The sequence below is a fragment of the Marinobacter sp. MBR-99 genome (assembly GCF_040547575.1).
GTDB lineage: Bacteria > Pseudomonadota > Gammaproteobacteria > Pseudomonadales > Oleiphilaceae > Marinobacter.
Genome location: NZ_JBEPPY010000018.1, coordinates 1 through 26,008, shown reverse-complemented (window position 1 = coordinate 26,008; position 26,008 = coordinate 1). Strand labels below are relative to the sequence as shown.

The 26,008-nt window shown below is 57.4% G+C and carries 22 protein-coding genes; 9 read left to right on the top strand and 13 right to left on the bottom strand.

All coding sequences use genetic code 11. From position 1 onward, the window contains the following. Positions 1–7: 7 nt before the first annotated feature. From yaaA to ABIE59_RS14985, 6 genes are all read right to left on the bottom strand, one after another. Entirely contained in the window at positions 8–778 is a 771-nt protein-coding gene (gene yaaA / locus ABIE59_RS15010) for a peroxide stress protein YaaA (RefSeq protein WP_354448171.1), read from the bottom strand. 12 nt (positions 779–790) lie between these two features. Further along, positions 791–1,024, bottom strand: a complete 234-nt coding sequence (locus ABIE59_RS15005; protein ID WP_354448169.1) for a glutaredoxin family protein — start codon at positions 1,022–1,024, stop codon at positions 791–793. After that, complete coding sequence (locus ABIE59_RS15000; RefSeq protein ID WP_354448167.1) at positions 1,024–1,776, bottom strand: YciK family oxidoreductase; 753 nt, start codon at positions 1,774–1,776, stop codon at positions 1,024–1,026. The genes ABIE59_RS15005 and ABIE59_RS15000 overlap by 1 nt, the downstream gene beginning before the upstream one ends. A 65-nt stretch (positions 1,777–1,841) precedes the next feature. Continuing rightward, positions 1,842–2,507 (bottom strand): HAD family hydrolase, encoded by a 666-nt coding sequence (locus tag ABIE59_RS14995; protein WP_354448165.1) that lies wholly within the window; start codon positions 2,505–2,507, stop codon positions 1,842–1,844. Further along, entirely contained in the window at positions 2,497–3,213 is a 717-nt protein-coding gene (ubiG, locus tag ABIE59_RS14990; protein ID WP_058090216.1) for a bifunctional 2-polyprenyl-6-hydroxyphenol methylase/3-demethylubiquinol 3-O-methyltransferase UbiG, read from the bottom strand. The genes ABIE59_RS14995 and ubiG overlap by 11 nt, the downstream gene beginning before the upstream one ends. A 23-nt stretch (positions 3,214–3,236) precedes the next feature. After that, positions 3,237–4,565, bottom strand: coding sequence for a TRZ/ATZ family hydrolase (locus ABIE59_RS14985; protein ID WP_354448163.1), 1,329 nt, complete (start codon positions 4,563–4,565; stop codon positions 3,237–3,239). Between the two features lie 193 nt (positions 4,566–4,758). Here ABIE59_RS14985 and mtnA point away from each other — a divergent pair, with 193 nt between their 5' ends. Continuing rightward, positions 4,759–5,814, top strand: coding sequence for an S-methyl-5-thioribose-1-phosphate isomerase (gene mtnA / locus ABIE59_RS14980; protein ID WP_354448161.1), 1,056 nt, complete (start codon positions 4,759–4,761; stop codon positions 5,812–5,814). On the opposite strand, the gene ABIE59_RS14975 is transcribed toward mtnA, so the two are convergent. The 4 genes from ABIE59_RS14975 to ABIE59_RS14960 all read right to left on the bottom strand — a co-directional run bounded on the left by ABIE59_RS14975 (position 5,803) and on the right by ABIE59_RS14960 (position 12,402). Further along, the gene (locus ABIE59_RS14975; protein WP_354448159.1) at positions 5,803–6,561 is read right to left on the bottom strand and encodes a helix-turn-helix domain-containing protein; all 759 of its coding nucleotides are present in this window, start codon (positions 6,559–6,561) and stop codon (positions 5,803–5,805) included. The two genes, mtnA and ABIE59_RS14975, sit on opposite strands and share 12 nt — an antisense overlap. Positions 6,562–6,565: 4 nt before the next feature. Next, the gene (locus tag ABIE59_RS14970) at positions 6,566–8,740 is read right to left on the bottom strand and encodes a carboxy terminal-processing peptidase (RefSeq protein WP_354448157.1); all 2,175 of its coding nucleotides are present in this window, start codon (positions 8,738–8,740) and stop codon (positions 6,566–6,568) included. 273 nt (positions 8,741–9,013) lie between these two features. Beyond that, on the bottom strand, positions 9,014–11,164 hold the full coding sequence (locus ABIE59_RS14965; protein ID WP_354448155.1) for a 3-hydroxyacyl-CoA dehydrogenase NAD-binding domain-containing protein: 2,151 nt from the start codon (positions 11,162–11,164) through the stop codon (positions 9,014–9,016). A 29-nt stretch (positions 11,165–11,193) separates the two neighbouring features. Continuing rightward, complete coding sequence (locus ABIE59_RS14960; protein ID WP_354448153.1) at positions 11,194–12,402, bottom strand: acetyl-CoA C-acetyltransferase; 1,209 nt, start codon at positions 12,400–12,402, stop codon at positions 11,194–11,196. A gap of 189 nt (positions 12,403–12,591) precedes the next feature. Here ABIE59_RS14960 and ABIE59_RS14955 point away from each other — a divergent pair, with 189 nt between their 5' ends. Next, a complete protein-coding gene (locus ABIE59_RS14955; protein ID WP_354448151.1) occupies positions 12,592–12,855 on the top strand; it encodes a late competence development ComFB family protein in 264 nt (87 codons plus the stop codon). A gap of 2 nt (positions 12,856–12,857) precedes the next feature. Here the strand turns inward: ABIE59_RS14955 and ABIE59_RS14950 are convergent, their stop codons facing one another. Then, on the bottom strand, positions 12,858–15,323 hold the full coding sequence (locus ABIE59_RS14950; RefSeq protein ID WP_354448149.1) for a DUF349 domain-containing protein: 2,466 nt from the start codon (positions 15,321–15,323) through the stop codon (positions 12,858–12,860). Between the two features lie 146 nt (positions 15,324–15,469). Here ABIE59_RS14950 and ABIE59_RS14945 point away from each other — a divergent pair, with 146 nt between their 5' ends. After that, positions 15,470–15,964, top strand: a complete 495-nt coding sequence (locus ABIE59_RS14945) for a regulatory protein RecX (RefSeq protein ID WP_354448147.1) — start codon at positions 15,470–15,472, stop codon at positions 15,962–15,964. A gap of 13 nt (positions 15,965–15,977) precedes the next feature. On the opposite strand, the gene mltF is transcribed toward ABIE59_RS14945, so the two are convergent. Continuing rightward, complete coding sequence (gene mltF, locus ABIE59_RS14940) at positions 15,978–17,516, bottom strand: membrane-bound lytic murein transglycosylase MltF (RefSeq protein ID WP_354448145.1); 1,539 nt, start codon at positions 17,514–17,516, stop codon at positions 15,978–15,980. 253 nt (positions 17,517–17,769) lie between these two features. Between mltF and purL the strand changes: the two genes are divergently transcribed. Both purL and ABIE59_RS14930 read left to right on the top strand, forming a co-directional pair. Continuing rightward, complete coding sequence (gene purL, locus ABIE59_RS14935) at positions 17,770–21,675, top strand: phosphoribosylformylglycinamidine synthase (RefSeq protein ID WP_354448143.1); 3,906 nt, start codon at positions 17,770–17,772, stop codon at positions 21,673–21,675. Positions 21,676–22,110: 435 nt separating this feature from the next. Continuing rightward, the gene (locus tag ABIE59_RS14930; protein ID WP_354448141.1) at positions 22,111–22,422 is read left to right on the top strand and encodes a YqfO family protein; all 312 of its coding nucleotides are present in this window, start codon (positions 22,111–22,113) and stop codon (positions 22,420–22,422) included. Here ABIE59_RS14930 and ABIE59_RS14925 read toward each other — a convergent pair whose 3' ends face one another. Further along, positions 22,423–22,971, bottom strand: coding sequence for an NUDIX hydrolase (locus ABIE59_RS14925; protein WP_354448139.1), 549 nt, complete (start codon positions 22,969–22,971; stop codon positions 22,423–22,425). Positions 22,972–23,066: 95 nt separating this feature from the next. Between ABIE59_RS14925 and ABIE59_RS14920 the strand changes: the two genes are divergently transcribed. From ABIE59_RS14920 to purT, 4 genes are read left to right on the top strand one after another with little or no spacing between them, the layout of a single operon-like run. Beyond that, positions 23,067–23,648, top strand: coding sequence for an NUDIX hydrolase (locus tag ABIE59_RS14920; RefSeq protein WP_354448137.1), 582 nt, complete (start codon positions 23,067–23,069; stop codon positions 23,646–23,648). 17 nt (positions 23,649–23,665) lie between these two features. Continuing rightward, the gene (locus tag ABIE59_RS14915; RefSeq protein WP_354448135.1) at positions 23,666–24,193 is read left to right on the top strand and encodes a gamma carbonic anhydrase family protein; all 528 of its coding nucleotides are present in this window, start codon (positions 23,666–23,668) and stop codon (positions 24,191–24,193) included. Positions 24,194–24,195: 2 nt separating this feature from the next. Next, a complete protein-coding gene (locus tag ABIE59_RS14910; RefSeq protein ID WP_354448133.1) occupies positions 24,196–24,378 on the top strand; it encodes a DUF1289 domain-containing protein in 183 nt (60 codons plus the stop codon). 22 nt (positions 24,379–24,400) lie between these two features. Then, positions 24,401–25,603, top strand: coding sequence for a formate-dependent phosphoribosylglycinamide formyltransferase (purT, locus tag ABIE59_RS14905; protein WP_354448131.1), 1,203 nt, complete (start codon positions 24,401–24,403; stop codon positions 25,601–25,603). Positions 25,604–26,008 lie beyond the last annotated feature (405 nt).

Below are 26,008 nucleotides of genomic sequence, written 5' to 3'. Positions count from 1 at the left end.
GGTACGGTTACTGTTCATCCCGCAGGAAAACCCAGTTGTTTTTATCGGATTGGTCTTCACTGAAGTAATAGCCCTCAAGGTTAAAGCCCTTGAGGTCGTCAGCCTGGGTGATCTCGTTCTGAATCGCGTAGCGACACATCAGGCCCCGGGCTTTTTTGGCGTAGAAACTGATCATCTTGTATTGGCCGTTTTTCCAGTCCTTGAACTGGGGGGTAATCAGGCGGCCGTCGAGCTGCTTTTTTTGCACACTCTTGAAATACTCGTTGGAGGCAAGGTTAACCAGCACCTGGTCGTCTTGCGCCAGCACTTGGTTCAGGGCCTCGGTAATCTTGCTGCCCCAGAAAGCGTAAAGGTCTTTGCCTCGCTGGTTCTCGAACCTGGTGCCCATCTCCAGGCGATACGGTTGCATCAGGTCCAGTGGCTTGAGCAGGCCGTAGAGGCCGGAGAGAATGCGCAGATGCTTCTGGGCGAAGGCGAAATCCTGTTCAGAAAAACTTTCGGCGTCCAGCCCGGTGTAGACATCGCCCTTGAAGGCCAGAATGGCCTGGCGGGCATTGTCTGGTGTAAACGGGGTATGCCAGGTACGGAATCGGTCGGCATTGAGCTGGCCGAGTTTGTCGCTGATGCTCATCAGGTTACTGACCTGATGAGGTTCCAGTTCTTTAAGCTGGTCAATCAACTCACAGGCGTCGTCCAGAAAATCCGGTTGTGTATAGGTTTCCGTCGCCAATGGACTTTCATAGTCCAGGGTCTTGGCAGGGGAGATGATCATCAGCATATCAGCGGATCCTCAATGCAGAAACGTGAGTAACTGGTCTCTGGTGAATGGCCAGTCGAGCTCCGCACCGGTGTCGTTGCGGCGCAGCACCGGAATGCGCATGCCGTAACGCTCAACCAGTTCTTCAGACTGGGCTATGTCTACCACGTCCACAGGGATCGGCTCCGGCATGGGCGTGCTGACCAAAAGCGCCTCGGCCAGTTCACACAAATGACACTGGGATGTGGTGTAAAACAGAAGTTCCATTATTTCTTCGGCTGTGCGTCAATTTGCTGGCCGTTGATACCCTGGCTGTCTTTGCCCATCAGGTACAGGTAAACCGGCATCAGCTCTTCCGGAGCCGGGTTCTGGTTTGGGTTTTCCGCCGGGTAAGCCAGCACTCTCATATTGGTACGGGTAGCGCCCGGGTTCAGACTGTTCACCCGGATGTTGTGGCGGTCATCGTCCAGTTCGTCTGCCAGCAGCTGGCTCAGTCCTTCTACAGCAAACTTGGATACCGCATAGGCACCCCAGTAGGCCCGGGCCTGGCGGCCAACACCGGATGACGTAAAAATCATCGAAGCATCATCGGATTTTCGCAGCAGGGGAATCATCGCCCGGCTCAGTAAAAACGGCGCTATGGCATTTACCTGCATCACCTTGTTCCAGGTTTCCGGATCGTACAGCTCCACCGGGCTTCGGGAGCCCAGAATACCGGCGTTATGCAGCAAGCCATCAAGCCGGCCAAAGTTTTCTTCCAGGGTCATGGCCAGTTCTTCGTATTCCTTGACCGCCGCACCCTCAAAATTCATCGGAACGATAGCCGGTTGCGGATGCCCGGCCGCTTCAATTTCATCGTAAACTTCTTCCAGCTTGCCCACTGTGCGGCCAACCAGGATGACGGTGGCGCCATGGGCGGCATAGGCTTTGGCGGCGGCGCGGCCGATGCCGCTACCGGCTCCGGTTACCATGACAATGCGGTCTTTCAGAAGATCGGCGGGTGCCTGGTAATCTTGCATAACCTGTCTCCGTGTTCAGGCGGTTACTGGCCAGCTCGGGGCCGGTAAGGAAAATAAATCGGCCGCTATTGTAACAGCTTTGCCAGGTCGCTGACGGTATCGACAATGATATCAGCTTGCCACAGGTCAACCGACTCCGGTTGCTCTATGTAGCCGTAGCGAACGGCGATGGTCTGCATACCGGCGTTCCGGCCAGCCTCAATGTCCCGCTCGTGGTCGCCCACGTAGATGGCCTGTCGCGGCTCGGCGCCGATCTCCCGGCAGGCCAGGAACAGCGGTTCCGGGTGTGGTTTGCGCTCGGCTACATGGTCCGGGCAGACCAGTGTGGCGCATCGTTCCGCAAGCCCCAGGGCTTCAATCAGGGGAACAGCAAACCGGGCGGGTTTGTTGGTGACAATGCCCCAGGGAATAGACCGCCTCTCCAGGCCAAGCAGTAACTCGTCCATGCCTTCGAACAGGGTGGTTTCGATGGCTACACCCGCTTCGTACAGGTCCAGAAATGCTGCGTGTTTCTCCAGGTAATCCGGGTGTTCAGGCTCAAGGTCAAAACCGATTCGGATCATTGCCCGGGCACCGTTAGACACCGAACGCCGGATAAACTCGGCCGGCAGCGGTTCCAGCTCGTGCTGTTGCCGCAGCAGGTTCAGGCAGCGGATGAAGTCCGGCGCGGTATCAATCAGCGTTCCGTCCAGATCGAACAATACGGCTGATGGGAGAAGGTCAGTCTTCACGAATATCCCGCGCGTGCATCAGGTAGTTGACGTCTACATCCCGGCCCAGTTTGTACACCTTGGTCAGCGGGTTGTAGGTCATGCCGGTGAGTTCCTGGACTTCCAGGCCGGCATGGCGCAGGTAATCCGACATTTCAGAAGGCCGGATGAACTTTTTCCACTCATGGGTGCCCTTGGGCAGCATATTGAGCACGTATTCCGCGCCGACAATAGCAAACAGGAAAGATTTGGGATTCCGGTTGATCGTGGAGACAAACATGTGGCCGCCCGGGCGCAACATGGCGGCGCAGGCACGGATAACCGAAGCGGGGTCCGGCACATGCTCCAGCATTTCCAGGCAGGTGACTGCGTCGTACTGGCCGGCATGTTCCGGATCACGCGCCAGCTCTTCGACGGTGGTTTGCCGGTAATCAACATTCACACCCGATTCCAAACCGTGCAGTTTGGCCACTGACAAGGGCGCTTCACCCATATCGATACCGGTTACATGGGCACCGCGCAGGGCCATGCCTTCCGACAACAGGCCGCCGCCGCAACCGACGTCCAGCACCTTTTTGCCGGCCAGGGCTACCCGCTCGTCAATGTAATTCAACCGCAGGGGATTGATGTCGTGCAGCGGTTTAAACTCGCTGGTGGGGTCCCACCAACGGCTGGCCAGGGCCTCAAACTTGGCAATCTCGTTCTGGTCTACGTTCTGGTTGCTCATGGTGCTACACCTGGGTGAAAAGGTTAACTGAGAATCTGTTGCCGCCATTCACTGACCCGAAGCATCAGATCAGGTACGTCGATACGGGTCAGGCGACCGTCCTGTAATTGAGGTACGCCGTGAATCCAGCTGTGGCTTACTGCCCGGCCATGGTTGCTGTAAACTAGGTGGGATGCCGGGTCGTAGACCGGCTGCAGGAAAGGATCGCTCAGGTCCACGGCAATCAGATCGGCCAGCTTGCCTGCTACCAGGGAACCCAACTCCTGTTCCCTGCCGAGCGCGCGGGCACCGCTCAGGGTGGCCATTTCCAGCGCCCGGTGGGCGGACAATGCCGAGGCATCCCCGGCCACCACCTTGGCGATCATGGCTGCGGTTTTCAGTTCACCGAACAGGTCCAGATCGTTGTTGCTGGCGGCGCCATCCGTGCCGATGGTGACATTGATACCGTGGTCCATCAGTTTCTGCACCGGGCACAGGCCGCTGGCGAGTTTCAGGTTGGATTCCGGGCAGTGCACGATGTGGGCGCCTGAGCGCACCAGCTGTTCCAGGTCCGAATCGTCAATCTGGGTCATGTGCACGCACTGGGTATTCCTGCCAAGAACCCCCAGCTCTGCCATCCGGGTAACGGGGCGTGAGCCCGTGGCTTTCATCGCTTCATCTACTTCGAAGGCGGTCTCGTGCAGGTGCAGCTGGATGGCCGCTCCGGTTTTTCCGGCCAGGGCGACGGCGTCTTTCAGCGGCTGGTCAGAGACCGTGTAGGGGGCATGGGGGCCAATCGCCGGCATGATGTATTCGTCGCCCTGCCATTGTTCAATCAGGGCTGCCCCTTTGCGGAGATATTCGTCCGGCCCGGAACCCCATACGGTGGGCATATCCATCAGCGGAAAACAGACCTGGGCTCGCATGCCGGCGTCGTGGGCCGCTTGGGCGGTGACTTCGGGAAAGAAGTACATGTCAGAGAAGGTGGTGGTACCGGTGCGCAGCATTTCCGCCATCGCCAACCGCGTGCCGTCCAGTACAAACTGCTCACTGACGAACCTGCCTTCGGCCGGCCAGATGTGGTCGTTCAGCCAGGTCATCAGCGGCAGGTCATCAGCCAGGCCCCGGAACAGCGACATGGCGGTGTGGCCGTGTAAGTTGATCAGCCCGGGCAGCACCACATGCTGGTCAAGGTTAACCGTCTCGCGAGTACGGTATTTCTGGTCTGCTTCAGATTGCGGCAGCACGTCGGCAATTCGGCTGCCCTGAAGGATCACCGCCTGGTGTTCCAGCACAACGCCGAAGGGTTCAATGGGGATCAGCCAGCGAGCGTTGATCCGACTATCCGCTGCAGTGATGGTATCTGCCGTCATTAACCTGCCTTTGTGTTGTGGGGTTTGCCCAAGCCCTGGAATTCAGCTGCAAAGTATAACCAGCTGCCGATGGCAGAACTACCCCGACGGCAAGCTCGCGCCGTGCCAGAATTGCGTCGTGCTCAAATCGCGCAGGCAAACGGGCGCCGTGGCGTTATACTGGCGGTTTTCAGCCACCGGAACGGAGTTAACTATGGCAAAACACAATGCCAATCGATCGATGGGCACCGTTGCCATGCGCTGGCATGGTGATAGCATCGAGTTGCTGGACCAACGCCTGCTGCCTGCTGAAGAGCATTGGATTAAGGCTGAAGGTGCTGCCGGTGTCGCCCAGTGCATTGCTGATATGGTGGTGCGCGGAGCACCTGCGATTGGCATCAGTGCCGCCTACGGTGTCGCCCTGGCCGCCAGGCACGCGGGAGCTGGTGATTGGCGGGCAGAAGTGGGCAGGGCCATCCACGAGCTGGCGCAATCAAGGCCAACGGCGGTTAACCTGTTCTGGGCCCTGGAACGCATGAAAGGTGTGCTCGAGCGTTGTGAATCCCTGTCAGAAGCAACCCGGCAACTGGCCGTCGAGGCAGTGCGAATTCATGAGGAAGATCTGGCAGCTAATCTTGCCATGGCGGACCATGCGCTGGAAGTCATGGCGCCTGAAAAGGCCATGTCGGTGCTGACTCATTGCAATACCGGCGCCCTGGCGACTGGCGGTTACGGTACGGCCCTTGGTGTGATTCGCCGGTTACACGAGGAAAAGCTGCTCAGCCAGGTATACGCGGACGAAACCCGGCCCTGGTTGCAGGGAAGCCGGCTGACGGCGTGGGAGCTCACCCGTGACCATATTCCGGTAACCCTGAACGCCGATGGCGCCGCGGCGGCCATCATGGCATCCGGCAAGGTTAAGTGGGTGATCGTCGGAGCTGACCGGATTACTGCCAACGGCGACGTGGCGAACAAGATTGGTACTTACAACCTGGCGGTTCTGGCCCGTCATCACAAAGTGGGCTTCATGGTGGTGGCACCCTCCAGCACAGTGGATATGGCGCTGGCGTCTGGCCAGGATATTCCCATCGAAGAGCGCGATGGCACCGAGGTTCGGGAAATTCGGGGGATTCCACTGGCACCGGCGGGCGTCGAGGTGTTCAATCCAGTGTTTGATGTGACGCCAGCGAGTCTGATTGACGCGATTGTCACGGAAAAAGGCGCTGTCAGGAATCCGAATATTACCGGAATGCGCGCGCTATTTGCCTGAGGGTGTTTTTTTCTCTTGGGTTCCGGAGGGCTGCAGGCTGGCCTTCAGCTCCTCCATCTCCGCTTCCTGCTGCTCGACAAAGTGCATCGACATCTCGAAGCTGTGGCGGGTGAACTCCAATACCTTGCGGAACCCTTCGTCCGAGAGATTGCGGGCGTCATCATGGCGCCGGAAGATGTTGATAAATTCCCGTTCCCGTTCGAACTGCAGCGGGATGCGGCCTATCCCCCAGTCGTTCAGAATCTGCCAAACTTCCGGGTTATAGTTGCGGGTGGTTCGCATGATGAACGGAATGGGGTCGTTCCTGGCGATCAGCGCCGCCAGGCGCAGAATCAGTTCAAAGGACAGGGTAGAGGTGCCGTTTTCGATGGCCTCAAGCAGGGACTTATCCTTGAGGTTCAGTGCTTCGCTCATTTCAGACAGAGTGAGCCCGGCAACCTCGCGGATGTCTTTCAGGGACTGACCCGCAGCGAGCATGGTTCGCAGCTGGTCCTGGGAATTGACCAGGGCTCTGCCCACCCGCAATGAGGTATCGGTGGCCCGGGCACCCAGGCGGAGTGCCGAGCCGGTAAAGCCAGCAATGCGGTCGATGATGCTATCGGAGGCTTTGTTCCTGCCGCCGGGCTGTTCAATGCTTTCCACCTGCTCCATGGAACGCATGGCATGGAGGGCATCCAGCAGCATGTCCTGCAGGACTCGGGCCCGTTGGCTGCTTTCCGGTTGCTCCTTCGTTGCCCGGTCAGCCATGCGATTATCTGGCCTCAGCCTTGGCGGCAAATTGTGTTGGCTTCAGGATAGACGCGGTGCGCTGATCAAGCTCGAGCAGGTCGGCCATGATATGACCGCCCTCGCGGATCACGAAGTCGAGTTCGTCGTCTGTGTTGTCAAGATCGGCGGCCTGCTCCTCTTGCCATTGTTCTAACTCGTCCAGGTTCTTGAACGGAGTTTCACCGCGCAACTCCCGACGTGCGTTGGCAATGGTCAGTCGGGTCCGTTCGATCTGTTTGTGGTGCGCCTTGCGTTCATCCATGTTCAGGCTGACGTAAGTCATCTCACGCTGTTTGGTCAGGAATTCAATTTCCTGCTCCAGCAGGCTGAATTCTGGACTGGCAGAAAATCGGGCTTCATGGCGCTTGCGCAGTTCATCAATCACACCGCTGAAGTCAAAGTAACGGGTGTGGGGCACCGCTTCGATCTGGTCCCAGGGCAGGGCATGATCCAGCGCGTCTTCGCCAATTCGCGACGTGTCGACCCGTGACGGAATCTCGATATCCGGAATCACGCCCTTGTGCTGCGTAGAGCCGCCAGACACCCGGTAGAACTTGGACTGGGTAATTTTTAGCTGGCCATGATTGAGTGGCCGCACCGCTTGCACTGTGCCCTTGCCGAACGTCTGGGAGCCAACCACCAAGCCACGGCCGTAATCCTGGATGGCGCCGGCAAAGATCTCAGAGGCCGAGGCGCTCATGCGGTTCACCAGAACCACCAGAGGGCCGTCATAGGCAACCAAGGGATCTTCGTCGTTGAGAATCTGCACGTCGTTATTGGCGTTGCGAATCTGTACGGTCGGGCCCTTGTCGATAAACAGGCCTACCAGATCATTCGCTTCATGCAGGGCACCGCCACCGTTGTTACGCAAGTCCATGACCACGCCGTCAACGCCCTGTTGCTTGAGCTCATCCAGCAGCCGGCGAACGTCTCGCGTGGTGCTCTTGTAGTTGGGATCGCCGGCCTGCATAGCCTGGAAATCGGCGTAGAAGGTCGGGATGGTGATGACACCAACCCGGTAGGTTTCTCCGGACCGGTCCAGCTCGATGATGTCTTTGCTGGCACTTTGCTCTTCGAGTTTGACTTCATCCCGGCTGATGGCAATGGTGCGGGTTATGCTCTCGTCGGCGGCATTGGCCGGAATGACTTCCAGTGTAACGGTAGAATTACGGGGGCCACGTATCAGGTCAACCACTTCGTCCAGGCGCCAGCCAATGACGTTAACCGGCTTTTCGCCTTCCTGGGCTACGGAGATAATGCGGTCTGCCGTTTGCAGTTGGCCCTGCTTGGCGGCCGGGCCGCCCGGCACCAGGCGAACCACTTTGGTGTACTCATTGTCGGATTGCAGCACCGCACCAATGCCTTCCAGTGACAGGCTCATGTTGATGTTGAAGTTTTCGGAAGTGCGCGGCGAGAAATAGGACGTGTGTGGGTCCCACATCCCGGCAAAAGCATTCATGTACGCTTGAAACGCGTCTTCGCTACGGGCTTGATAGGCGCGTTTGAGCTGGCCTTCATAACGGCGACGCAGATTGTCTTTGATGGTGTCGTCTTCAGTGCCGTTCAGGCGCTGGGCCAGAACCGCATTTTTGATTCGTTTGACCCACAGGGCGTCCAGGGCCTCCTGATCAGGCTCCCAGTCGGCTTTGGAACGATCCACCAGAATGCGTTCATCGGTGTTGAAATCGAGCTCATCCAGGCCGTTGTCAATCATATTCAGGGCGAACTGAAGCCGCTCGATGATGCGCTGCTGCACCAGATTATAGATCTCGAACCCGGGTTGAAGCTGACCTGTTTTAAGGGCAGAACCAAGCCTGGCCTTCGCCCTGGCGAGCAGGTCGATATCTTGCTGGGACAGATAAATCCGCTGGCCATCAAGATATTTCAGGTACGCATCGAACACATCGCCAGACAGTTCATCACTGATGCCGAGATTACGAAAATGTGTGAATTGCAGTTGGCGGGCAATCAGGATGTTGGCCCTGGCCTGGTCAATGGTCGGGGCTACGGGCTGGTAAACCGCCGTATCGTCAATCTTTGCCTGCGCGACTGACATCCCTGACATCAGCAACGAGAGTGTCAGTGCTGTGCAAGCGCCCACCCTCCTGCCTCTGGATGGTTTGGCGTGACGCTGCATGAATTTTTCTGCGATGGCCATAAATGCATACCTGACGATACTGGGCGGCTGAATACTATCGAATCAGCCTAACATGTTCAGACACCGATGACTGTGACGACGGCTCTGACCCGTAATGAATTTATTGTAGGCAACCGCTACACCTGTTGCCATAGGCCAGGGGTATCGCTTCGTGACAATATGTCCATATACGTTGCTGCCTATCTTTTTAGATTGGGGCAGGTTGCAGGAAGTAAAGGGAGGGGGCGCGGTGGGGGTAAAGCGGCCGGAGAGAATTCCCTCCGGCCAACCGGATCAGGCGAAGTTTTCGTTATTTTCTGCCTTTTGCAGCAACAGTGCCGGCGGGGCGAACCGTTCACCGTATTGGTCTGCGAGCTGTTGTGCCCGCTCGGCAAAGGCGCGAACCCCGTACTGGTTGACGAACTGGATGGCACCGCCGGTCCAGGGCGCATAGCCTATACCGAAGATGCTACCAATGTTGGCGTCTTCCACGGTTCTCAGTACGCCTTCCTCAAGGCAGCGGATGGTCTCGATGGCCTGCATGAACAGGATGCGGTCTTTCAGGTCCTGCAGCTGCACACTGCGAGCCTTGTCCTTGTCCACGAACAGGTTCTCCAGTTCCGGCCACAGGTACTTCTTGCCCTTCTCTGGGTACTCGTAAAAACCGGCGCCAGCGGCTTTGCCCTTGCGGCCGTGGGTGTCCACCATGGCATCAATGATCGCCTCGGCCGGGTGCGGCTGCCAGGTGCCGCCGGCGGCTTCGGTGTCTTTCTTGCTCTGGGCGCGAATGTGCTGCATCAGGGTCATGCTGACTTCGTCGGAGATGGCCAGCGGCCCTACCGGCATGCCGGCCAGCAGCCCGGCATTCTCAATGCTGGAGGGGTGAATGCCCTCAGCCAGCATGCTGATGCCTTCGTTGACAAATGTGCCGAATACCCGGGAGGTAAAGAAGCCGCGGCTGTCGTTCACTACAATGGGAATCTTGCCGATTTGCTGCACGTAGTCGAAGGCTCGGGCCAGGGTGTCGTCGGAGGTTTTCTCGCCCACGATGATTTCCACCAGCTGCATCTTGTCGACCGGGGAGAAAAAGTGCAGACCGATAAAGTTGTCGGGCTTGGCGGAGGCGTGGGCCAGCTGGGTAATGGGGATGGTGGAAGTGTTGGAGGCAAAGATACCGTTGGCCACCATCTTTGGCTCGGCTTCCTGGGTTACCTTGGCTTTGAGATCGCTGTCTTCGAACACGGCTTCGATGATCAGATCGCAACCTTCCAGATCGTCGGCGGAAGCCGTGGCTTTAATGCGGGCCAGCACCTCGTCTTTCTGGGCTTCGGTCATGCGGCCGCGGCTGACTTTCTTGGCCAGCAGGTTTTCGGAATAGCTTTTGCCTTTCTCCGCGTTTTCCACGGAAACGTCTTTCAGCACCACCTCAATACCGCGGCTGGCGGTGGCGTAGGCAATGCCGGCGCCCATCATGCCGGCACCCAGTACGCCCACTTTCTTGAAGGTTTCTTTCTCAACACCGTCCGGGCGGCTGCCGCCGGCCTTGATGGCGTTGAGCTGGAACCAGAAGGTGCCCGCCATGTTCTTGGCCACCTGGCCGGTGGCCAGCTCGGCAAAGTAACGGGTTTCAATCAGGCTGCCGTTATCGAAGTCCACCTGCGCGCCTTCCACGGCGGCTGCAAGAATCCGCTCAGGGGCAGGGTAGCAGCCCTTGGTTTTCTGCTTCAGCATGGCCGGTGCGATGGCCAGCTTCTGCGCCATGGCAGGGTGATGCGGTGCGCCGCCGGGGAATCGGAAGCCTTTTTGGTCCCAGGGTTGCTGGTACTTGGGGTTGGCTTCGATGAAGGCCCGGGCCTTGGCGATCATGTCTTCCGGTGAGCTGGCCAGCTCATCCACGATGCCGGCTTTAAGGGCGGCTTTGGGATTCACCTTCTTTCCTTCCATCAGGAACGGGAAGGCGGCTTCCAGACCGATCATCCGGGGCAGGCGTTGTGTGCCGCCACCGCCGGGCAGCAGGCCCAGTGTCACTTCCGGCAAGCCCAGCTGGGTGCGATCGTCATCAATGGCGACTCGGTAATGGCAGGCCAGGGCGAGTTCCAGTCCGCCACCCAGGGCGGTGCCGTTGATGGCCGCCACTACCGGTTTGCCACAGGTTTCCAGCACACGCATATCGGCTTTCAGGCCGTTGACCATGTCTTCGAATTCCTTGGCCTGCTCGCGGGTGACTTTGTAGAGTTCCTTCAGGTCGCCGCCAGCGAAAAAGGTTTTCTTGGCAGAGGCGAGAATAATGCCCTTGATGTTGTCGAGGTCACCTTTAACCTTGTTGACGGTGTCGCTCAAAGCGGAGCGAAACTCGCCGTTCATGGTGTTGGCTGACTGGCCTGGCATGTCGATGGTCAGGGTCAGAATCTGGTCTGAACCCAGGTCGTATTTAATGGCACTCATGGTCGGTTCCTTTTATTTGAAAGTGGGGTTCAGACGCGCTCGATGATGGTGGCAATGCCCATGCCGCCGCCCACACACAGGGTGGCCAGGCCGTAGCGCAGTTCGCGGCGTTCCAGTTCATCCAGCAGGGTGCCAAGGATGATGGCGCCGGTGGCACCCAGCGGGTGGCCCATGGCGATGGCGCCGCCGTTGACGTTCACTTTCTCGTCCGGAACGGACAGTTCTTTCTGGAAACGCATGACCACCGAGGCGAAGGCTTCGTTCACTTCAAACAGGTCGATCTGGTCCGCGGTCATGCCGGCTTTCTCCAGCGCCTTGCGAGCCGCCGGGGCCGGGCCGGTGAGCATGATGGTGGGGTCGGTGCTGGTAACCGCTGTGGCGACAATGCGGGCGCGGGGCTTCAGGCCCAGTTCCTTGCCCTTGGCTTCGCTGCCGATCAGCATGGCGGTGGCGCCGTCGACAATGCCGGAGGAGTTGCCGGCGTGGTGTACGTGGTTGATCTTTTCCACGTAGTGATATTTTTCCCGGGCCACACCATCAAAACCCATCTCACCCATCATCTGAAACGAGGGCTTGAGGCCGGCCAGAGACTCCACGGTGGTGTTACCGCGTACATGCTCGTCCCGGTCCAGGATCACCACGCCGTTCTGGTCGGTGACCGGGACGATGGATTTGGCAAAGTAGCCCTTTTCCCAGGCGTTGGCGGCTTTTTGCTGGGATTTTACGGCAAAGCCATCGACATCTTCGCGACTGAAGCCTTCCAGAGTGGCGATCAGATCGGCACCGATGCCCTGGGGCATGAAACCGGTGTGCAGGTTGGTTTCCGGGTCGGTTGCCCAGGCGCCGCCATCGGAGCCCATCGGAACGCGAGACATCGCCTCTACACCACCGGCAACTACCATGTCTTCCCAGCCGGAACGTACTTTCATGGCGGCGAGATTCACGGCTTCCAGGCCGGAGGCACAAAAGCGGTTCAGGGTGACGCCGGCCACTTTTTCGTCCCAGTCGGCTGCGAGTGCGGCAGTTTTGGCGATATCCGCGCCCTGATCGCCCACGGCGGTGACACAACCCATCACAATGTCGTCTACCTGGGCGGTGTCCAGTTGGTTACGTTCCTGCAAGGCCTTGAGTACAGTGGTCATCAGGGAGATGGGTTTGACGCTGTGCAAAGAACCATCTTTTTTTCCGCGGCCGCGGGGCGTGCGGACGGCATCGAAGATATACGCCTCGGTGGTCATGGTTGTTCCTCTGTTGATTGTTTTCCGGGCACGTTGATTCAGAGCAGTAACCATAGCGGTTACTCGCTGCGCTGGGTAATGACAGGCGCTGCCAATCCCATTGGCTAAATTGCTCAGGCACAATGACAGCAGGGTGTTCGCCTTCTATGTTGAAGAGTAGAACATCAGCAACCAGACATAGGTGTGGTCATGTCACTGAGAGACGCTATCGACAATTTCTACGAGCGGTTGGTGCTGGACGCCATTGATGCCACGCGTCAGGAAACGGACACGGCGGACTACCTGACAGACGTGATCTGTGTGGCTTTGAACAGGTTGCCCGCCCGCTACTATCGGCACACGATTGATATGATGTTTTATCTGGCGGATGAAGAGCTGAAAGAGATGAAACAAAAATCCCTGGCCGCGGTGAAACAGGCCAGGGATTTTGTCAGTGAGCACCAGCGGGATTGACCTCAGTCTGATTTGAACAGGGTATCCAGTGCACGGTTCAGGCGATCGGCGTTTTCCGGAGTTATGCCGTCGTCGCCGGGCTGGATACACCACAGGGCAACCAGCCTTTCCAGTTCCTTGAGCGGCGCTTCAGTCTCGCCACTGCCAAGCCCGTCTGCCAGCCTCTGAACCTGAATTTCCATCCGGCGTTGTTGATCCTGTTCTGGGGTTGGTGCGCCCGCCAGAATCTCGGCCCGGATAGCCAGATCCTGCCCTGCCATTCGGTCGGCACCGTTGCACAGTTTGACCCAGTGGGGAGGCAATGCATCTTCAGCCAGTCGCCCCTGGGCCTTGTCGCTGACCAGCAATTTCCACGCGTCGAGGGTATTGGCCATTTTTCTGGCCTGGGTGATCCTGTCAAGCCGTTGCCGGAGCTGCTGAACCTGCTCTTTTACTTCCGCCGATAGCGCACTGCCGGCAATCTGCTTTACTGCGTCCCGGGCTTCGTCCAGAACCGCGTCATCGGTTGATGCATCCAGTTGCTGGTATTGGGCCAGCACTGCCTGTGCCGCCTGGTCTGCCTCTTCTGATGCCTGTTGGCGCGCCGAACGCTGGGCATCCCGGCGTGCGAAGATCTGGTCACAGGCTTTTCGGAAGGCCTGCCACATCTTGCGATCTTCCCGATGGCGGGTAATGCCGACGGCTTTCCAGTCGGTTTGCAGGGCCTTCGCCTGTTCCATGGCGTCCTGCAGGGGTTCGTGCTCAATCAGTGCCCTGGCGCGGTCAACAATGGCCTGTTTCAGGGCTTCGTTCTTCAGACGTTCCTCGTCAAGAGGGCGTTCCAGTTGTTTGAGCAGCTCGTCGAAACGTTTCTGAACCTGCCGGTTGTCCTTGAAATCCACCGGCCAGGCGCTTTTCCATTCCTGGCGGGCGGTTTGGTGAATGCGCTCGGCCGCCTTCCAGTCGATGGTCGACCAGTCGGCATTGGCCAGGAAGTGTTCCAGTTGGTCACAGATCGCTTCCCGCGTGTGCAGGTTGGCCTGTTTCAGGTCCGATTTTGCTTCAAAGTAAGCTTTACAGGGCTCGTAAGCTGTATCAGACGCCGCTTTGAAACGGCTCCAGAGCGACCGGTCGGATGAGCCGCCCAAGTCGCGCCATTCATTCTGCAGTTCTTTGATGCGCTCGGCTTTGATCTCCGGCTCAATGGGCTGGTCTGCCAGGTGCTCCATCTGTTCACAGAGGGCGAGTTGTTTGGGTTCTGTCGCAAACCCTTGCCAGTCGCTCAGCTCCCGGAACTGGCCGGTGAGCAGTTGCATTCTGGCCTGGAGCTGTTTGCGCTGGCGACCGTCCAATTGTTGGAACTGGTTCTGGGCAAGCTTGAGCAGCTGCCTGGATTCTTTGAACTGCTTGGCCTCGAGGGCCGATTCCAGCTTCGGAAGGGTGTCATGCAGTGCCTCGGCGGCGGCTTTCTGCTTGTCCCGGTTGTCGCCGGCCGGATGCGCTGGCCGTGGTTTGCCCGCCAGTTTGCGAACCGGCCCAAGCTCTGCTGGCTGCGGGAAGTCTGAGGGCCACTCAATCTGTTTCAGTAATTCCGAGGCTTGCTGGCGATGCTCCTCGTCTGGGTCGCTGGTATCTGCCACCTGTGCCAGTCCGGAAAGAACGTCTTTGGCCTGGGTGAACCTGCGAACCGCACTGAGATAATTGCGCAGCGCCAGCATTCGCATTTCGTAGTTTTTCTGTTCCTGTTTGTCTACCTGGGTGTCCCGGGTCGCTTCAAGCCATCGGTTTTCCTGGGTCTTCTGCAGGGCATCCAGGGCGGAGAGGGATGGCAAGGCACTAGACTCCTGGGAAGTCAGGTCGTTCAGGGTCTGCTCCAGCAGTGCCAGTGTCTCTGTGCGTTGAAGCGCCTGCTCCCGGTGGCGTGCCTCTTCCCGCTTTGCCTGTTCTATCTGTTTCAGGCGCTCACGACACTGGTGCACGGCTTCCAGGAACTGCTGAGCCTGTTCTGCTGTAGCGCTGGCCTGCACGGCACTCCAGTTTTCCTGCAGCGCTTCCAGGCGGGCCTGGTAGAGTTTCAGATCTTCACTGGCGGCCTGATCTTCAGCCTGTCCGATTAGGGTTTTGATTCTCTGGCGGACGGCGGCTTCGGCGGCTTGCTGTTCCTTCAGGCTTTGAAGGGCCTGCTTGACGGTTTGGTAAACGCTCTTGTCCCGTCCCTTGGCCTGCTTCTGGACTTGCTGTAGCTGGTGCTCATCGGTGAGAGCTGCGGCCGCCTCAAGGCGGATGGCCGCGGTCAACCCGTCAATCGCCAGCGAGGCCAGTTGGTTTTGGTCAGGACTGCTTTTAAGCTGCCGCTCCTGCTGTTCCTTCAGGTGTTGTCTGGTTTCTTCCTGTGAGGGTTGACTGGGTTCAGATTTTGCCGGTGTCCGGGGTGCGGTTGCCGGGTTGGCCTTGCGAGACTTGAACAGTTTCTGAATGAATGCAGCCATGTAAAGGTATCCTTCGGGATTGAAACCAGTCAGCAGTGGCGGCAAAGTGGGCCGCCACCGTTCATCGGCTCACAGGCGTGGGCCGGGTAGTTGAAAGAATCGGCCGCTAGTCTAGCGTTTTGGATGCATTTGCGGGAAGGGGCTTTATGGCAAAACACGAAAAAGATCAGGACCCGGAATACAAAGCCCGCTCTGTGGCGCTGCGCTTGCTGGCCCGCAGGGAGCACAGTCGTTACGAGCTGGCATTAAAACTGCGCCAGCGTCGCATTGAAAGCGATCTGATTGACAGGGTCCTCGATGAGTATGAGCGCGAAGGCTGGTTGGACGACAACCGGTTTGCCGATGTCTATGCCCGGCAGAGGATGGACCTTGGCTATGGACCATTGAGGATTTTGGCGGAGTTGCAACAGCGCGGCGTACACCAGAGCCCGGAGTGCCTGTATGGCGCCACAGAGGACGACTGGTGCCGGCGGGCTGTGCGTTTGCGTGCCAAGCGGTATGGCCTGGGGCGGCTGGATGATGATTTGCCAGAGAAGTTACGGCAAGCCCGTTTTCTGAGTCGCCGAGGTTTTTCATCGACTCAGATAGACCGGGCGCTGGAGGCGCGTGAGGATGAATGGGGCGACGGGCTGCTCCAGTAACTCCGGTGGCTTGCTACAGGGTAGGCGGAATCATTCCCAGCTCCGGTGGTAGCGCTGCCCGCAGATCCGGGCCAGAGCTTGCCGTCTCAGCCGAATCGGCGGGCGTTTGCGCTTCTTCATCGGGCTCATCAAACCAGACCACTGCCTGATTAGCCTCAGGCTTGGGCTGATCAGGTTCCGTAATGCGGGTCAGAACGTCGTAATACCGGCGAATGTTCTGCACGTAAACCACCGGTTCGTGCCCGCGGGCATAGCCAAAACGGGTTTTGGTGTACCACTCTTTCTGGGCCAGTAGCGGCAGAAACTCCTTAACGTCCATCCAGCGATCCGGATCTCTGCCGGCGGACTCTGTCAGCCTTCGGGCATCTTCCAGATGGCCAAACCCGACATTGTAAGACGCCAGTGCAAACCAGGTGCGATCCGGCTCTGGAATGCGCTCGGGAATCTTGGCGTGAACCATCTTGAAATAGCGGGCGCCACCTTCGATGCTCTCCTCAGGATCAAGGCGGTTGTTGATCCCGATGTAGCTGGCGGTGGTGCGGGTGAGCATCATCAAGCCCCGAACCCCGGTGGGTGACACCGCATTCGGGCGCCAATGGGATTCCTGGTAGCCGATTGCAGCCAGCAGTCTCCAGTCAAGGTCAATGTCTCGTGCGTAGTCCTGGAACAGTGACTGGTATTTCGGCAGCCGGTTTTTCACGTGGTGCATGAAAGTGCGCGCGCCCACGTAATTCAAGCGGTCCAGATGGCCATAGAAGCGCTCAGCCAACTGCGCCATCGAGCCATCATCCCGGGCTCGATCCAGGAAGTCCGTCACAGCGTTCGCGAGTGTTTCATCCTGAGCAATTGGGAGCAGCCAAACTAGGTCTCTGGGTTCCCCCAGTGCGAACCCTTCCTTGACCATAGGGAAATAGACATGGTTCAGGTCCAGCTCATTCGATGAAACTGCGGCATAGGCAATCTCTCCGGTTTCCACTCTCGCCAGCAGACCTGCCGCATCCAGTCCAGGGTGAACCTGCCGGTGAACCCGGGCAGCGGCGGGGTCATCGGCAACCAGATGTTCATGGTTGCTGTCAGCAAGCAAGTGCAGGGTTTCACCGTCAAGGTCGGCCAGTGAGGATGGCCGGGCAAATTCCCGGTTATAAACCACAACCGATTGCGCCTGCACGCCAATGGGGACAGCGCGATACCGGCCTTCAAATTCTGGCTGCTCTACCATGCCGGCGAGGCCGATATGGGCATAGTTACGTGAGAGCACGGAAAGGATTTCGGTGTTGTCTTCCGCCACCCGAACACGGAGCTCTACCCCCAGTTCTTCGGAGAACCGGCGCGCAAGTTCGTAATCGTATCCGGTTGGCGCATCGCGCCCTTCATAATATATAGAGGGTGCTATGCGAGTAATGACATGTAGCACACCCTCATCCCTGACTTCCTGAAGGGTAGTAGGGCGAGAACATCCGGTCGCGGCCAATGCTGAGGTCAACACTAACGCCAGCGGAAGACTGGTACTGCGAAGATGCCTGAAAAATCGCGACAAATCCCTGATCTCCATATAGCTCAACGTTCAGGAGGTTGTGACCGGGTCACTGTTTTTCCTGTCTTATGATGCCTGAGGCTTTCCTTGCGCCAAACTTATGATCCCCTGAGACTTCGATCGGGTCAATTAAACTGACTAATTACTGTGCAAAACAATGTTAATTGTACAGCCATCAAAGAACCGACCTTACGCTGTATCCTGAGGTCGGTTTCAAGTATCATGGCCGCCTTTCAGACGTCCCCCGATTCGCGCGATACAGGTTGATATCATGCTTGAACTTCGCGGCGCACCCGCGCTCTCGCCTTTCCGTTCCAGAAAGCTGCATTCCCGGATTCAGCAACTTGTTCCTGATGTGGAGCATGTATACGCAGAATTCATGCACTTTGTGGATCTTGATGACGACCTTTCCGATGCGGAACAGGCAATACTTGACCGCCTTCTCACCTATGGCCCCAGCGTTGAGCTCGAACAGCCAGAAGGCGTACTGTTCCTGGTAGTTCCGCGCCCGGGAACGCTCTCGCCATGGTCCAGCAAGGCCACCGACATTGCCCGCAATTGTGGCCTGCGGCAGATCCGCAGAATTGAGCGTGGTATCGCTTACTACGTGCGGTCTTCCAGCAAACTTGGCCTTGAGCAGCGCGAGAAAATTGCCACCCTTTTACATGACCGGATGACCCAGAAAGTATTTCATGAAACGGGTGGGGCTGAGTTGCTGTTCAGCCATGAAGAACCCAGGCGTCTTGGCCGGGTACCGGTGCTGGCTGGCGGCCGGGGCGCTCTGGTTGAGGCGAACGGGCGCCTGGGCCTGGCCCTGGCAGATGATGAGATTGATTACCTGGTGACAGCATTTACTGACCTTGAGCGCGATCCGACTGACGTCGAGCTGATGATGTTTGCCCAGGCAAACTCGGAACATTGTCGCCACAAGATTTTCAACGCGTCTTGGGATATCGACGGCGAAGGCCAGGAAAAGTCTCTGTTTGCAATGATCAAAAACACCTTCGAGATGAACAGTGAGGGTGTGCTCTCCGCCTATAAAGACAATGCCGCGGTGATTACCGGGAGCGAGGCGGGCCGTTTCTTCCCGGCGCCGGAAACCGGTGTTTACGGTTATAACCGGGAGCCGGTGCACATTCTGATGAAGGTGGAAACCCATAACCACCCGACGGCCATCTCTCCGTTTGCCGGCGCCGCGACAGGCTCCGGTGGCGAGATCCGAGATGAAGGGGCAACCGGCCGTGGCTCCAAGCCCAAGGCGGGCCTTGCGGGCTTTACCGTTTCCAACCTGAATATCCCGGGCGACGAGCAGCCCTGGGAGTTTGGTTATGGCAAGCCGGATCGCATTGCCTCGCCGCTGGACATCATGATTGAAGGTCCTATCGGTGGTGCCGCGTTCAACAACGAGTTTGGCCGGCCCAACCTGGCAGGTTACTTTAGGACGTTTGAGGAAAAGGTTCCCGGGGCGGCAGGTGAGGAAGTGCGTGGTTACCACAAGCCCATCATGATCGCCGGCGGCCTGGGTAACATTCGCGAGAATCACGTCGAGAAGGGCAATATCCCGGTCGGTGCCAAACTGATCGTGCTGGGCGGCCCGTCCATGTTGATCGGACTTGGAGGTGGCGCTGCGTCCTCCATGGATTCCGGTTCCAGCAATGAGAACCTGGATTTCGCTTCGGTTCAGCGGGACAACCCGGAGATGGAACGCCGTTGCCAGGAGGTAATTGATCGCTGCTGGCAGATGGGGGAAGAAAACCCGATCTGCTTCATCCACGATGTGGGCGCAGGTGGTCTCTCCAACGCCATGCCTGAGTTGGTCAAAGACGGAGGCCGGGGGGGCAAGTTTGAATTGCGTGACATCCCGAGTGACGAGCCTGGCATGTCGCCCCTGGAAATCTGGTGTAACGAATCCCAGGAACGCTACGTGATGGCCGTTGCTCCGGAAAATCTCGACCTGTTCGATGCCCTTTGTCGTCGTGAGCGCTGCCCTTACGCCGTTATCGGTGAGGCCACTGAGGCCCATCACCTGGAACTGGGTGACTCCTACTTTGACGACAAGCCGGTCGACCTGCCGATGGAAGTGTTATTTGGCAAACCGCCGAGGATGCATCGCAGTGTTGCCCGGTCATCATTTACCAAACCGATTTTTGATTCCACCAAGATTGACCTTCATGACGCTATCCGTCGCGTGCTTCGGTTGCCATCAGTCGGCTCCAAGAGCTTCCTGATCACCATCGGTGACCGAACCATCACCGGACTTGTCGCCCGTGACCAGATGGTTGGTCCCTGGCAGGTGCCGGTCAGTGATGTGGCGGTTACCGCGGCATCGTTTGACGTACGCACCGGTGAAGCCATGGCCATGGGCGAGCGCACGCCGCTGGCGGTGATTGATGCCCCGGCCTCGGGCCGCATGGCGGTCGGTGAAGTAATTACCAACCTGGCAGCAGCAGCGATTGGTAAACTTTCTGATATTCGCCTGTCGGCTAACTGGATGGCCGCTGCCGGTCACCCCGGTGAAGATGAAAATCTGTACGAGACAGTCAAAGCCGTGGGCATGGAGTTGTGTCCTGCCCTGGGTATTACGATCCCCGTGGGCAAAGACTCTATGTCCATGAAAACCACCTGGGAAGAGGACAACGGCGAACAGAAAAGTGTTACCGCGCCACTGTCTCTGATCGTCAGTGGTTTTGCGCCGGTAACCGATGTTGCCCGTACACTCACGCCCCAGCTGCGATCCGATGCCGGTGAAACCGACCTGATCCTGATTGATCTGGCGGCAGGCCAGAATCGCCTTGGTGGCTCGGCGCTTGCGCAGGTGTATCGTCAGGTTGGTGCGGTAGCGCCTGACCTGGACGACCCTGAAGATATCAAGGCTTTCTTCGCGGTGGTGCAGGGTCTGAACGCAGACGGCAAACTGCTGGCTTACCATGATCGCTCAGACGGTGGCCTGTTTGTCACTCTGGCCGAAATGGCGTTTGCCGGCCGGACAGGTGTGGACATCAAGCTCGATGGTCTTGCGGAAGACAGCTCCCAGTTTGCGCGTGAACTGTTCAACGAAGAATTGGGTGCGGTGATTCAGGTTCGCCGTGACGACACCAGTTTTGTTCTGCAGCAGTTCTCCGCCGCAGGCCTTGGTGACCATACCAGCGTTGTGGGCACGCTAAATGATAAAGATCGTGTTCGCCTGACGTTTGCTGGTGACACCGTAATCGATTCGTCCCGGGCAGAGCTGCAGCGCCTGTGGGCGGAGACCAGCTTCCAGATTCAGTCGCTGCGCGATAACGCGGACTGTGCCCAGGAGGAGTTCGATAACCTTCTGGACGAACAAGATCCGGGCCTGAGCGTCGATCTTGCATTCGACATCAATGAAGACATTGCAGCGCCGTTTATCAATACCGGTGCACGGCCCAAAGTCGCGGTGCTTCGGGAGCAGGGCGTTAACGGCCAGGTTGAAATGGCCGCAGCCTTTGATCGGGCCGGGTTTGAGGCGGTAGACGTTCATATGAGCGATCTGCTGTCTGGTCGCATTACGCTGGAGGCATTCCAGAGCCTGGTTGCCTGTGGTGGTTTCTCGTATGGGGATGTACTGGGTGCTGGCGAAGGCTGGGCCAAGTCGATTTTGTTCAATGATCGGGTGCGTGATCAGTTTGCCGCCTTTTTCAACCGTCAGGATACCCTGGCGCTGGGTGTATGCAACGGCTGCCAGATGCTGTCCAACCTGCATGAACTGATCCCGGGGAGCGAGGGCTGGCCGCGTTTCGTGCGTAACCAGTCAGAGCAGTTTGAGGCACGCATGGTCATGGTGGAAGTGGCGCCGTCGCCCTCTGCCTTCCTTGACGGCATGGCGGGTTCCCGCATGCCTATTGCCGTTGCCCATGGTGAGGGTCGAGTTGAGTTTGCCTCCGGCAATTCGGCTCAGTCCCTTGCTGACAACGAGTTGGTAGCTCTGCGCTATGTGGACAACAGGGGCCAGCAGACCACGCGCTACCCCTATAACCCGAATGGTTCCGAGGCAGGCATCACAGGTGTTACGACCCGTGATGGCCGGGTCACCATCATGATGCCGCACCCGGAACGTGTATTCCGTGCGGTGCAGCACTCCTGGCGGCCAGATGGCTGGCAGGAAGATGGTCCCTGGATCCGTATGTTCAGGAATGCGAGGCGCTGGCTTGGCTGATTAACCGCGCAAATTCGGGCGTAGAAAAAACCGGTCTGTAGGAGGCCCCTGGAGGGGTGTTTCTCAGGCCGGTTTTTTCGTGCCCTGCGGTGAGGCTTGCTGGGCAAAAAGTGAGCAAATAAAATCGCTGGAAAGCCCTGAAATTTGTCAGTCAAGGCCTTGACTGGAGAACTTTATGCACATTCCTGGTGCTTTACTGGCTGAACAGTGAACAAAGTCCAAGAATTGCGTTCACTTTTTGCTCTGGCATCATAAGCGACTGAAAAATAACATAAAAATCAAATGGGCGATTTTGTCGCCAATTTGAGGGGAGGTCAGTAACTATGGGGCTTGGAGACGGATTCCCCAAAACTTTCCCCAGAGTTATCCACAGATTCTGTGGGTAAGTATGTAATGCCTTGTTCCGGATAAAAGTTGACCAATTTGAGGGTGTCTATGTACAAGCTTTGCTACTTCGTACCAGAAAGTCATCTTGAGCAAACAAAACGGGCTTTGTTTGATGCCGGCGCGGGAAAAATCGGTGATTACGACAGTTGTGCCTGGCAATGTTTAGGAGATGGCCAGTTCCGCCCTCTGGCGGGAAGCGATCCGTTTTTGGGCAGTCAGGGTGAGCTTGAGCGTGTTCGGGAGTACAAAGTTGAGCTGGTGTGCAGCGACGAACTGATCAGGTTCGCCCTTGATGCGCTCAAGCAGGCTCATCCCTACGAAGAGCCTGCTTATGAGGTGTACCGGCTGGAAGCGTTCTGATCAGGCTTTTTTTGCCATTGGATGGCGAATATCCGTGACATGAACTCCGTAGGATTCGGACGTCATATCCTCAAGGAACAGTTCCAGCGTCTTGCGCACGGTTGGGAAAGATATTTCATCCCAGGGGATATTGTCTGGCGCAAACAGCTTTGATTCCAGAGATTCTGCTCCGGCGCCGAATAGGCCGTCTTTAAGTGTGGCACGGTAGAACATGTGGACCTGGTTGATGTGAGGAACATCGATGATGGAGTAAAGCCCCTGAATGTCCACTTCCGCCAGTGCTTCCTCGCGGGTTTCCCGGGCTGCTGCTTCTATCGTCGTTTCTGCATTTTCCATGAAGCCGGCCGGCAGAGTCCAATAGCCATACCGGGGTTCGATGGCTCGGCGACATAGCAGGATTCTGCCTTCCCATACGGGAACCGTACCGGCGACAATCCGCGGATTCTGGTAATGTATGGTCTCGCAGCTGATGCAAACATAACGGTGCCGATTGTCGCCTTCTGGAATGCGTTGCTCAACCGGTTGGCCGCAAGTGCTGCAATACTTCATTGTTTTCCCCGTATACTGAGTGTCCGTTGGTAGTCAGTTTAACGATCCGGACTGCCTGTGTCTCACTCAATATCAGGAAGTTGCCGGAGCAAAGAGTGCAAGACCTGTTAACCGAGCGATTGTCGAATTACGCGCCCAGACAGCTGGCACTGGACTACCCTGAAGCCGGTATCCTGGTGCCCATTACGGATAACGCGCGTAACCCGGAGATGATATTCACTCTTCGGTCATCCAACCTCAAAACGCACCGGGGCCAGGTGGCCTATCCAGGCGGTAAGCGGGATCCGGAGGATACCTCCCTGATTGCAACCGCACTACGCGAAACCCACGAAGAAATCGGGCTGCCCCCGGATCAGGTGAAAATCATTGCACCGCTAAGCCAGGTCATGTCCTTGCATCGTATTCTTGTCACACCATACGTGGGGGTTGTGCCAGGCGATCATCCCCTGGAGCCGAACCCCCATGAAATCGAAAGCGTTTTCCGTGTTCCGATATCCTGGTTGCTGGAGGATCGAAGGGAACGCACCGACACCCTCAGTTTTCTGAACAGCACGCTGTATGTGCCATGCTATCGCTGGGAGCATTACCAGATTTGGGGGTTGTCTGCGGTGGTGCTGGTCGACTTTCTGAATGCTGTGTACGATGCCGGAATCGATATTCTGGAGCCACCCCGTTGAATTAGCCGGAGAGACTGATGTTTTACAGAATTGATCAGCACCAGCCAGAGAAAGAAGGCGATGGCCAGTTCGTTGCCCACAGTGCCACGGTGATCGGGCGCGTGAAACTGATGGAAAAATCGAGTATCTGGTTCAATGTGGTCATCCGTGGCGATAACGAACTGATTACGATCGGCCCCGAAACGAATGTGCAGGATGGCTCAGTACTGCACACCGATCCCGGTATTCCCTTAACCCTCGGGCGCGGAGTGACCGTCGGCCACAAAGCCATGCTGCACGGATGCCAGATCGGCGACTACAGCCTGGTTGGGATCAATGCGGTGATTCTGAACGGTGCAAAGATTGGCAAACATTGTCTGATCGGAGCGAATACTCTGATTCCAGAGGGTATGGAAGTGCCGGATGGCTCGATGGTAGTGGGTTCGCCCGGGAAGATTCGGCGCGAATTGAATGATAACCAGAAGAAGATGCTCGAGTTCAGCGCAATGCACTATGTGAAGAATGCCGAGCGATACCTGGCGACCCTGACAAAGGTGGATATTTGAACATGAAAGTGGCCGACAAGGTTCGCTCGCCGTGCGTTAATGTTTGCGCGCTGGACGAAAATGACGTGTGTATCGGTTGCCAGCGCACGGGCGATGAAATCCTCCGCTGGACCACTATGAGTAATGACGAACGGCGGGAAGTTCTGCTTAAAGTGGCAGAGCGGGAAAAGCAGGTCGCACTCTGACAGCAACAGGACATAAAACTATATGACTGGTTCGAACAAAACGGTGCGTATCGGTACGCCCCTGAAGCCCTCTGCCACCCGTGTGCTTTTCTGCGGCGCGGGAGAACTCGGTAAAGAAGTGGTTATAGAGCTGCAACGTTTCGGCATAGAGGTGATTGCAGTCGACCGTTACGAGAATGCGCCCGCCATGCAGGTTGCACATCGTTGCCACGTTATCGATATGCTCGATGGTGAAGCGTTACGCGCCATCGTTGAGGCGGAAAAACCGGACCTTATCGTTCCGGAAATTGAGGCGATTGCCACCGGGGAGTTGGTGCGGCTGGAGGAAGGAGGCTACAACGTGGTGCCAACTGCCCGCGCGGTCAATCTGACCATGAATCGAGAAGGTATCCGCCGGCTTGCGGCGGAGGAGCTTGGGCTAAGTACATCAAAGTACCGTTTTGCCGGGACCAGGGAAGAGTATCTGGCTGCCATTGATGAAGTCGGGTTGCCATTGGTGGTCAAGCCGGTCATGAGCTCCTCCGGTAAGGGGCAGAGTACGGTGAAGAGTGCAGCGGATGTAGAGGCTGCCTGGGAATACGCCCAAACCGGTGGCCGGGCTGGCAAGGGCAGGGTGATCGTCGAAGGTTTTGTGGATTTCGACTATGAAATTACCCTGCTGACGGTCAAGCATCGCGATGGTATTTCATTCTGTGATCCGATAGGTCACAGGCAGGAAGACGGCGATTACCGTGAGTCATGGCAGCCGCACCCTATGTCCGATGCTGCGTTTGCGCGAGCAACCTCGATTGCTCGGGCGGTGGTTGAGAATCTGGGCGGCTACGGTCTATACGGTGTGGAGCTGTTTATCAAGGGTGATCAGGTATGGTTCTCCGAAGTTTCGCCGAGACCCCACGATACTGGCCTGGTCACACTGATGTCGCAGGACCTTTCCGAGTTCGCGCTGCATGCTCGCGCCATTCTGGGGATGCCCATCCCAGCCATTCGCCAACAGGGTCCAACCGCCTCGGCGGTCATTCTCCCGGAAGGAGATTCCGGTAACGTAGTATTTTCCGGCCTGGAACATGCTTTGGCGGAGCCGGATACCCAGGTTCGCCTGTTCGGCAAGCCGGAACTGAAGGGGCGTCGTCGTATGGGGGTGGCTCTTGCAAAAGGGAGCACGATAGAAGAAGCGCGCGAGCGTGCGATTAAGGTGGCACAGCAGGTTAAAGTGGAGCTAAACTGAGAGGTCTTAAGAGGTGCATCGGTAGACCGGAAAATGTCCCTCTGAAAAAAGTTTGAATATACCGTTGACTCCTCGGCTGAGGTCTGTAGAATGCGCATCTCGCTTGAGGGGCTGGCCACTGAGAAGAGGCAAAACCTAAGCGATAACTGCTTGAAAGCACTGAAGAAAAAGTTTGAAAGATTCTTCAGGAAGCGGTTGACAGGAAGGTGTTTCAGTGTAGAATGCGCACCTCGAAACAAGCAGTAGGCCGGATGATTTTTCGGCGGTTTTCGGAAGCGGAAACGGCGGAAAATAAACGGTTGACAGGGCGGCGGAACGATGTAGAATACGCGGCCTTGATTGAGCAACAGCTCAAACGCTCTTTAAAAAGTTAACCAAGTAATTCGTGTGGGCGCTGGCCGAGGT

Bases quoted from the DNA above. Each gene is read 5' to 3' on its own strand.
- yaaA (WP_354448171.1), bottom strand. From the start codon at position 778: ATGCTGATGATCATCTCCCCTGCCAAGACCCTGGACTATGAAAGTCCA.
- ABIE59_RS15005 (WP_354448169.1), bottom strand. From the start codon at position 1,024: ATGGAACTTCTGTTTTACACCACATCCCAGTGTCATTTGTGTGAACTG.
- ABIE59_RS15000 (WP_354448167.1), bottom strand. From the start codon at position 1,776: ATGCAAGATTACCAGGCACCCGCCGATCTTCTGAAAGACCGCATTGTC.
- ubiG (WP_058090216.1), bottom strand. From the start codon at position 3,213: ATGAGCAACCAGAACGTAGACCAGAACGAGATTGCCAAGTTTGAGGCC.
- ABIE59_RS14985 (WP_354448163.1), bottom strand. From the start codon at position 4,565: ATGACGGCAGATACCATCACTGCAGCGGATAGTCGGATCAACGCTCGC.
- mtnA (WP_354448161.1), top strand. From the start codon at position 4,759: ATGGCAAAACACAATGCCAATCGATCGATGGGCACCGTTGCCATGCGC.
- ABIE59_RS14975 (WP_354448159.1), bottom strand. From the start codon at position 6,561: ATGGCTGACCGGGCAACGAAGGAGCAACCGGAAAGCAGCCAACGGGCC.
- ABIE59_RS14970 (WP_354448157.1), bottom strand. From the start codon at position 8,740: ATGGCCATCGCAGAAAAATTCATGCAGCGTCACGCCAAACCATCCAGA.
- ABIE59_RS14965 (WP_354448155.1), bottom strand. From the start codon at position 11,164: ATGAGTGCCATTAAATACGACCTGGGTTCAGACCAGATTCTGACCCTG.
- ABIE59_RS14960 (WP_354448153.1), bottom strand. From the start codon at position 12,402: ATGACCACCGAGGCGTATATCTTCGATGCCGTCCGCACGCCCCGCGGC.
- ABIE59_RS14955 (WP_354448151.1), top strand. From the start codon at position 12,592: ATGTCACTGAGAGACGCTATCGACAATTTCTACGAGCGGTTGGTGCTG.
- ABIE59_RS14950 (WP_354448149.1), bottom strand. From the start codon at position 15,323: ATGGCTGCATTCATTCAGAAACTGTTCAAGTCTCGCAAGGCCAACCCG.
- ABIE59_RS14945 (WP_354448147.1), top strand. From the start codon at position 15,470: ATGGCAAAACACGAAAAAGATCAGGACCCGGAATACAAAGCCCGCTCT.
- mltF (WP_354448145.1), bottom strand. From the start codon at position 17,516: ATGGAGATCAGGGATTTGTCGCGATTTTTCAGGCATCTTCGCAGTACC.
- purL (WP_354448143.1), top strand. From the start codon at position 17,770: ATGCTTGAACTTCGCGGCGCACCCGCGCTCTCGCCTTTCCGTTCCAGA.
- ABIE59_RS14930 (WP_354448141.1), top strand. From the start codon at position 22,111: ATGTACAAGCTTTGCTACTTCGTACCAGAAAGTCATCTTGAGCAAACA.
- ABIE59_RS14925 (WP_354448139.1), bottom strand. From the start codon at position 22,971: ATGAAGTATTGCAGCACTTGCGGCCAACCGGTTGAGCAACGCATTCCA.
- ABIE59_RS14915 (WP_354448135.1), top strand. From the start codon at position 23,666: ATGTTTTACAGAATTGATCAGCACCAGCCAGAGAAAGAAGGCGATGGC.
- ABIE59_RS14910 (WP_354448133.1), top strand. From the start codon at position 24,196: ATGAAAGTGGCCGACAAGGTTCGCTCGCCGTGCGTTAATGTTTGCGCG.
- purT (WP_354448131.1), top strand. From the start codon at position 24,401: ATGACTGGTTCGAACAAAACGGTGCGTATCGGTACGCCCCTGAAGCCC.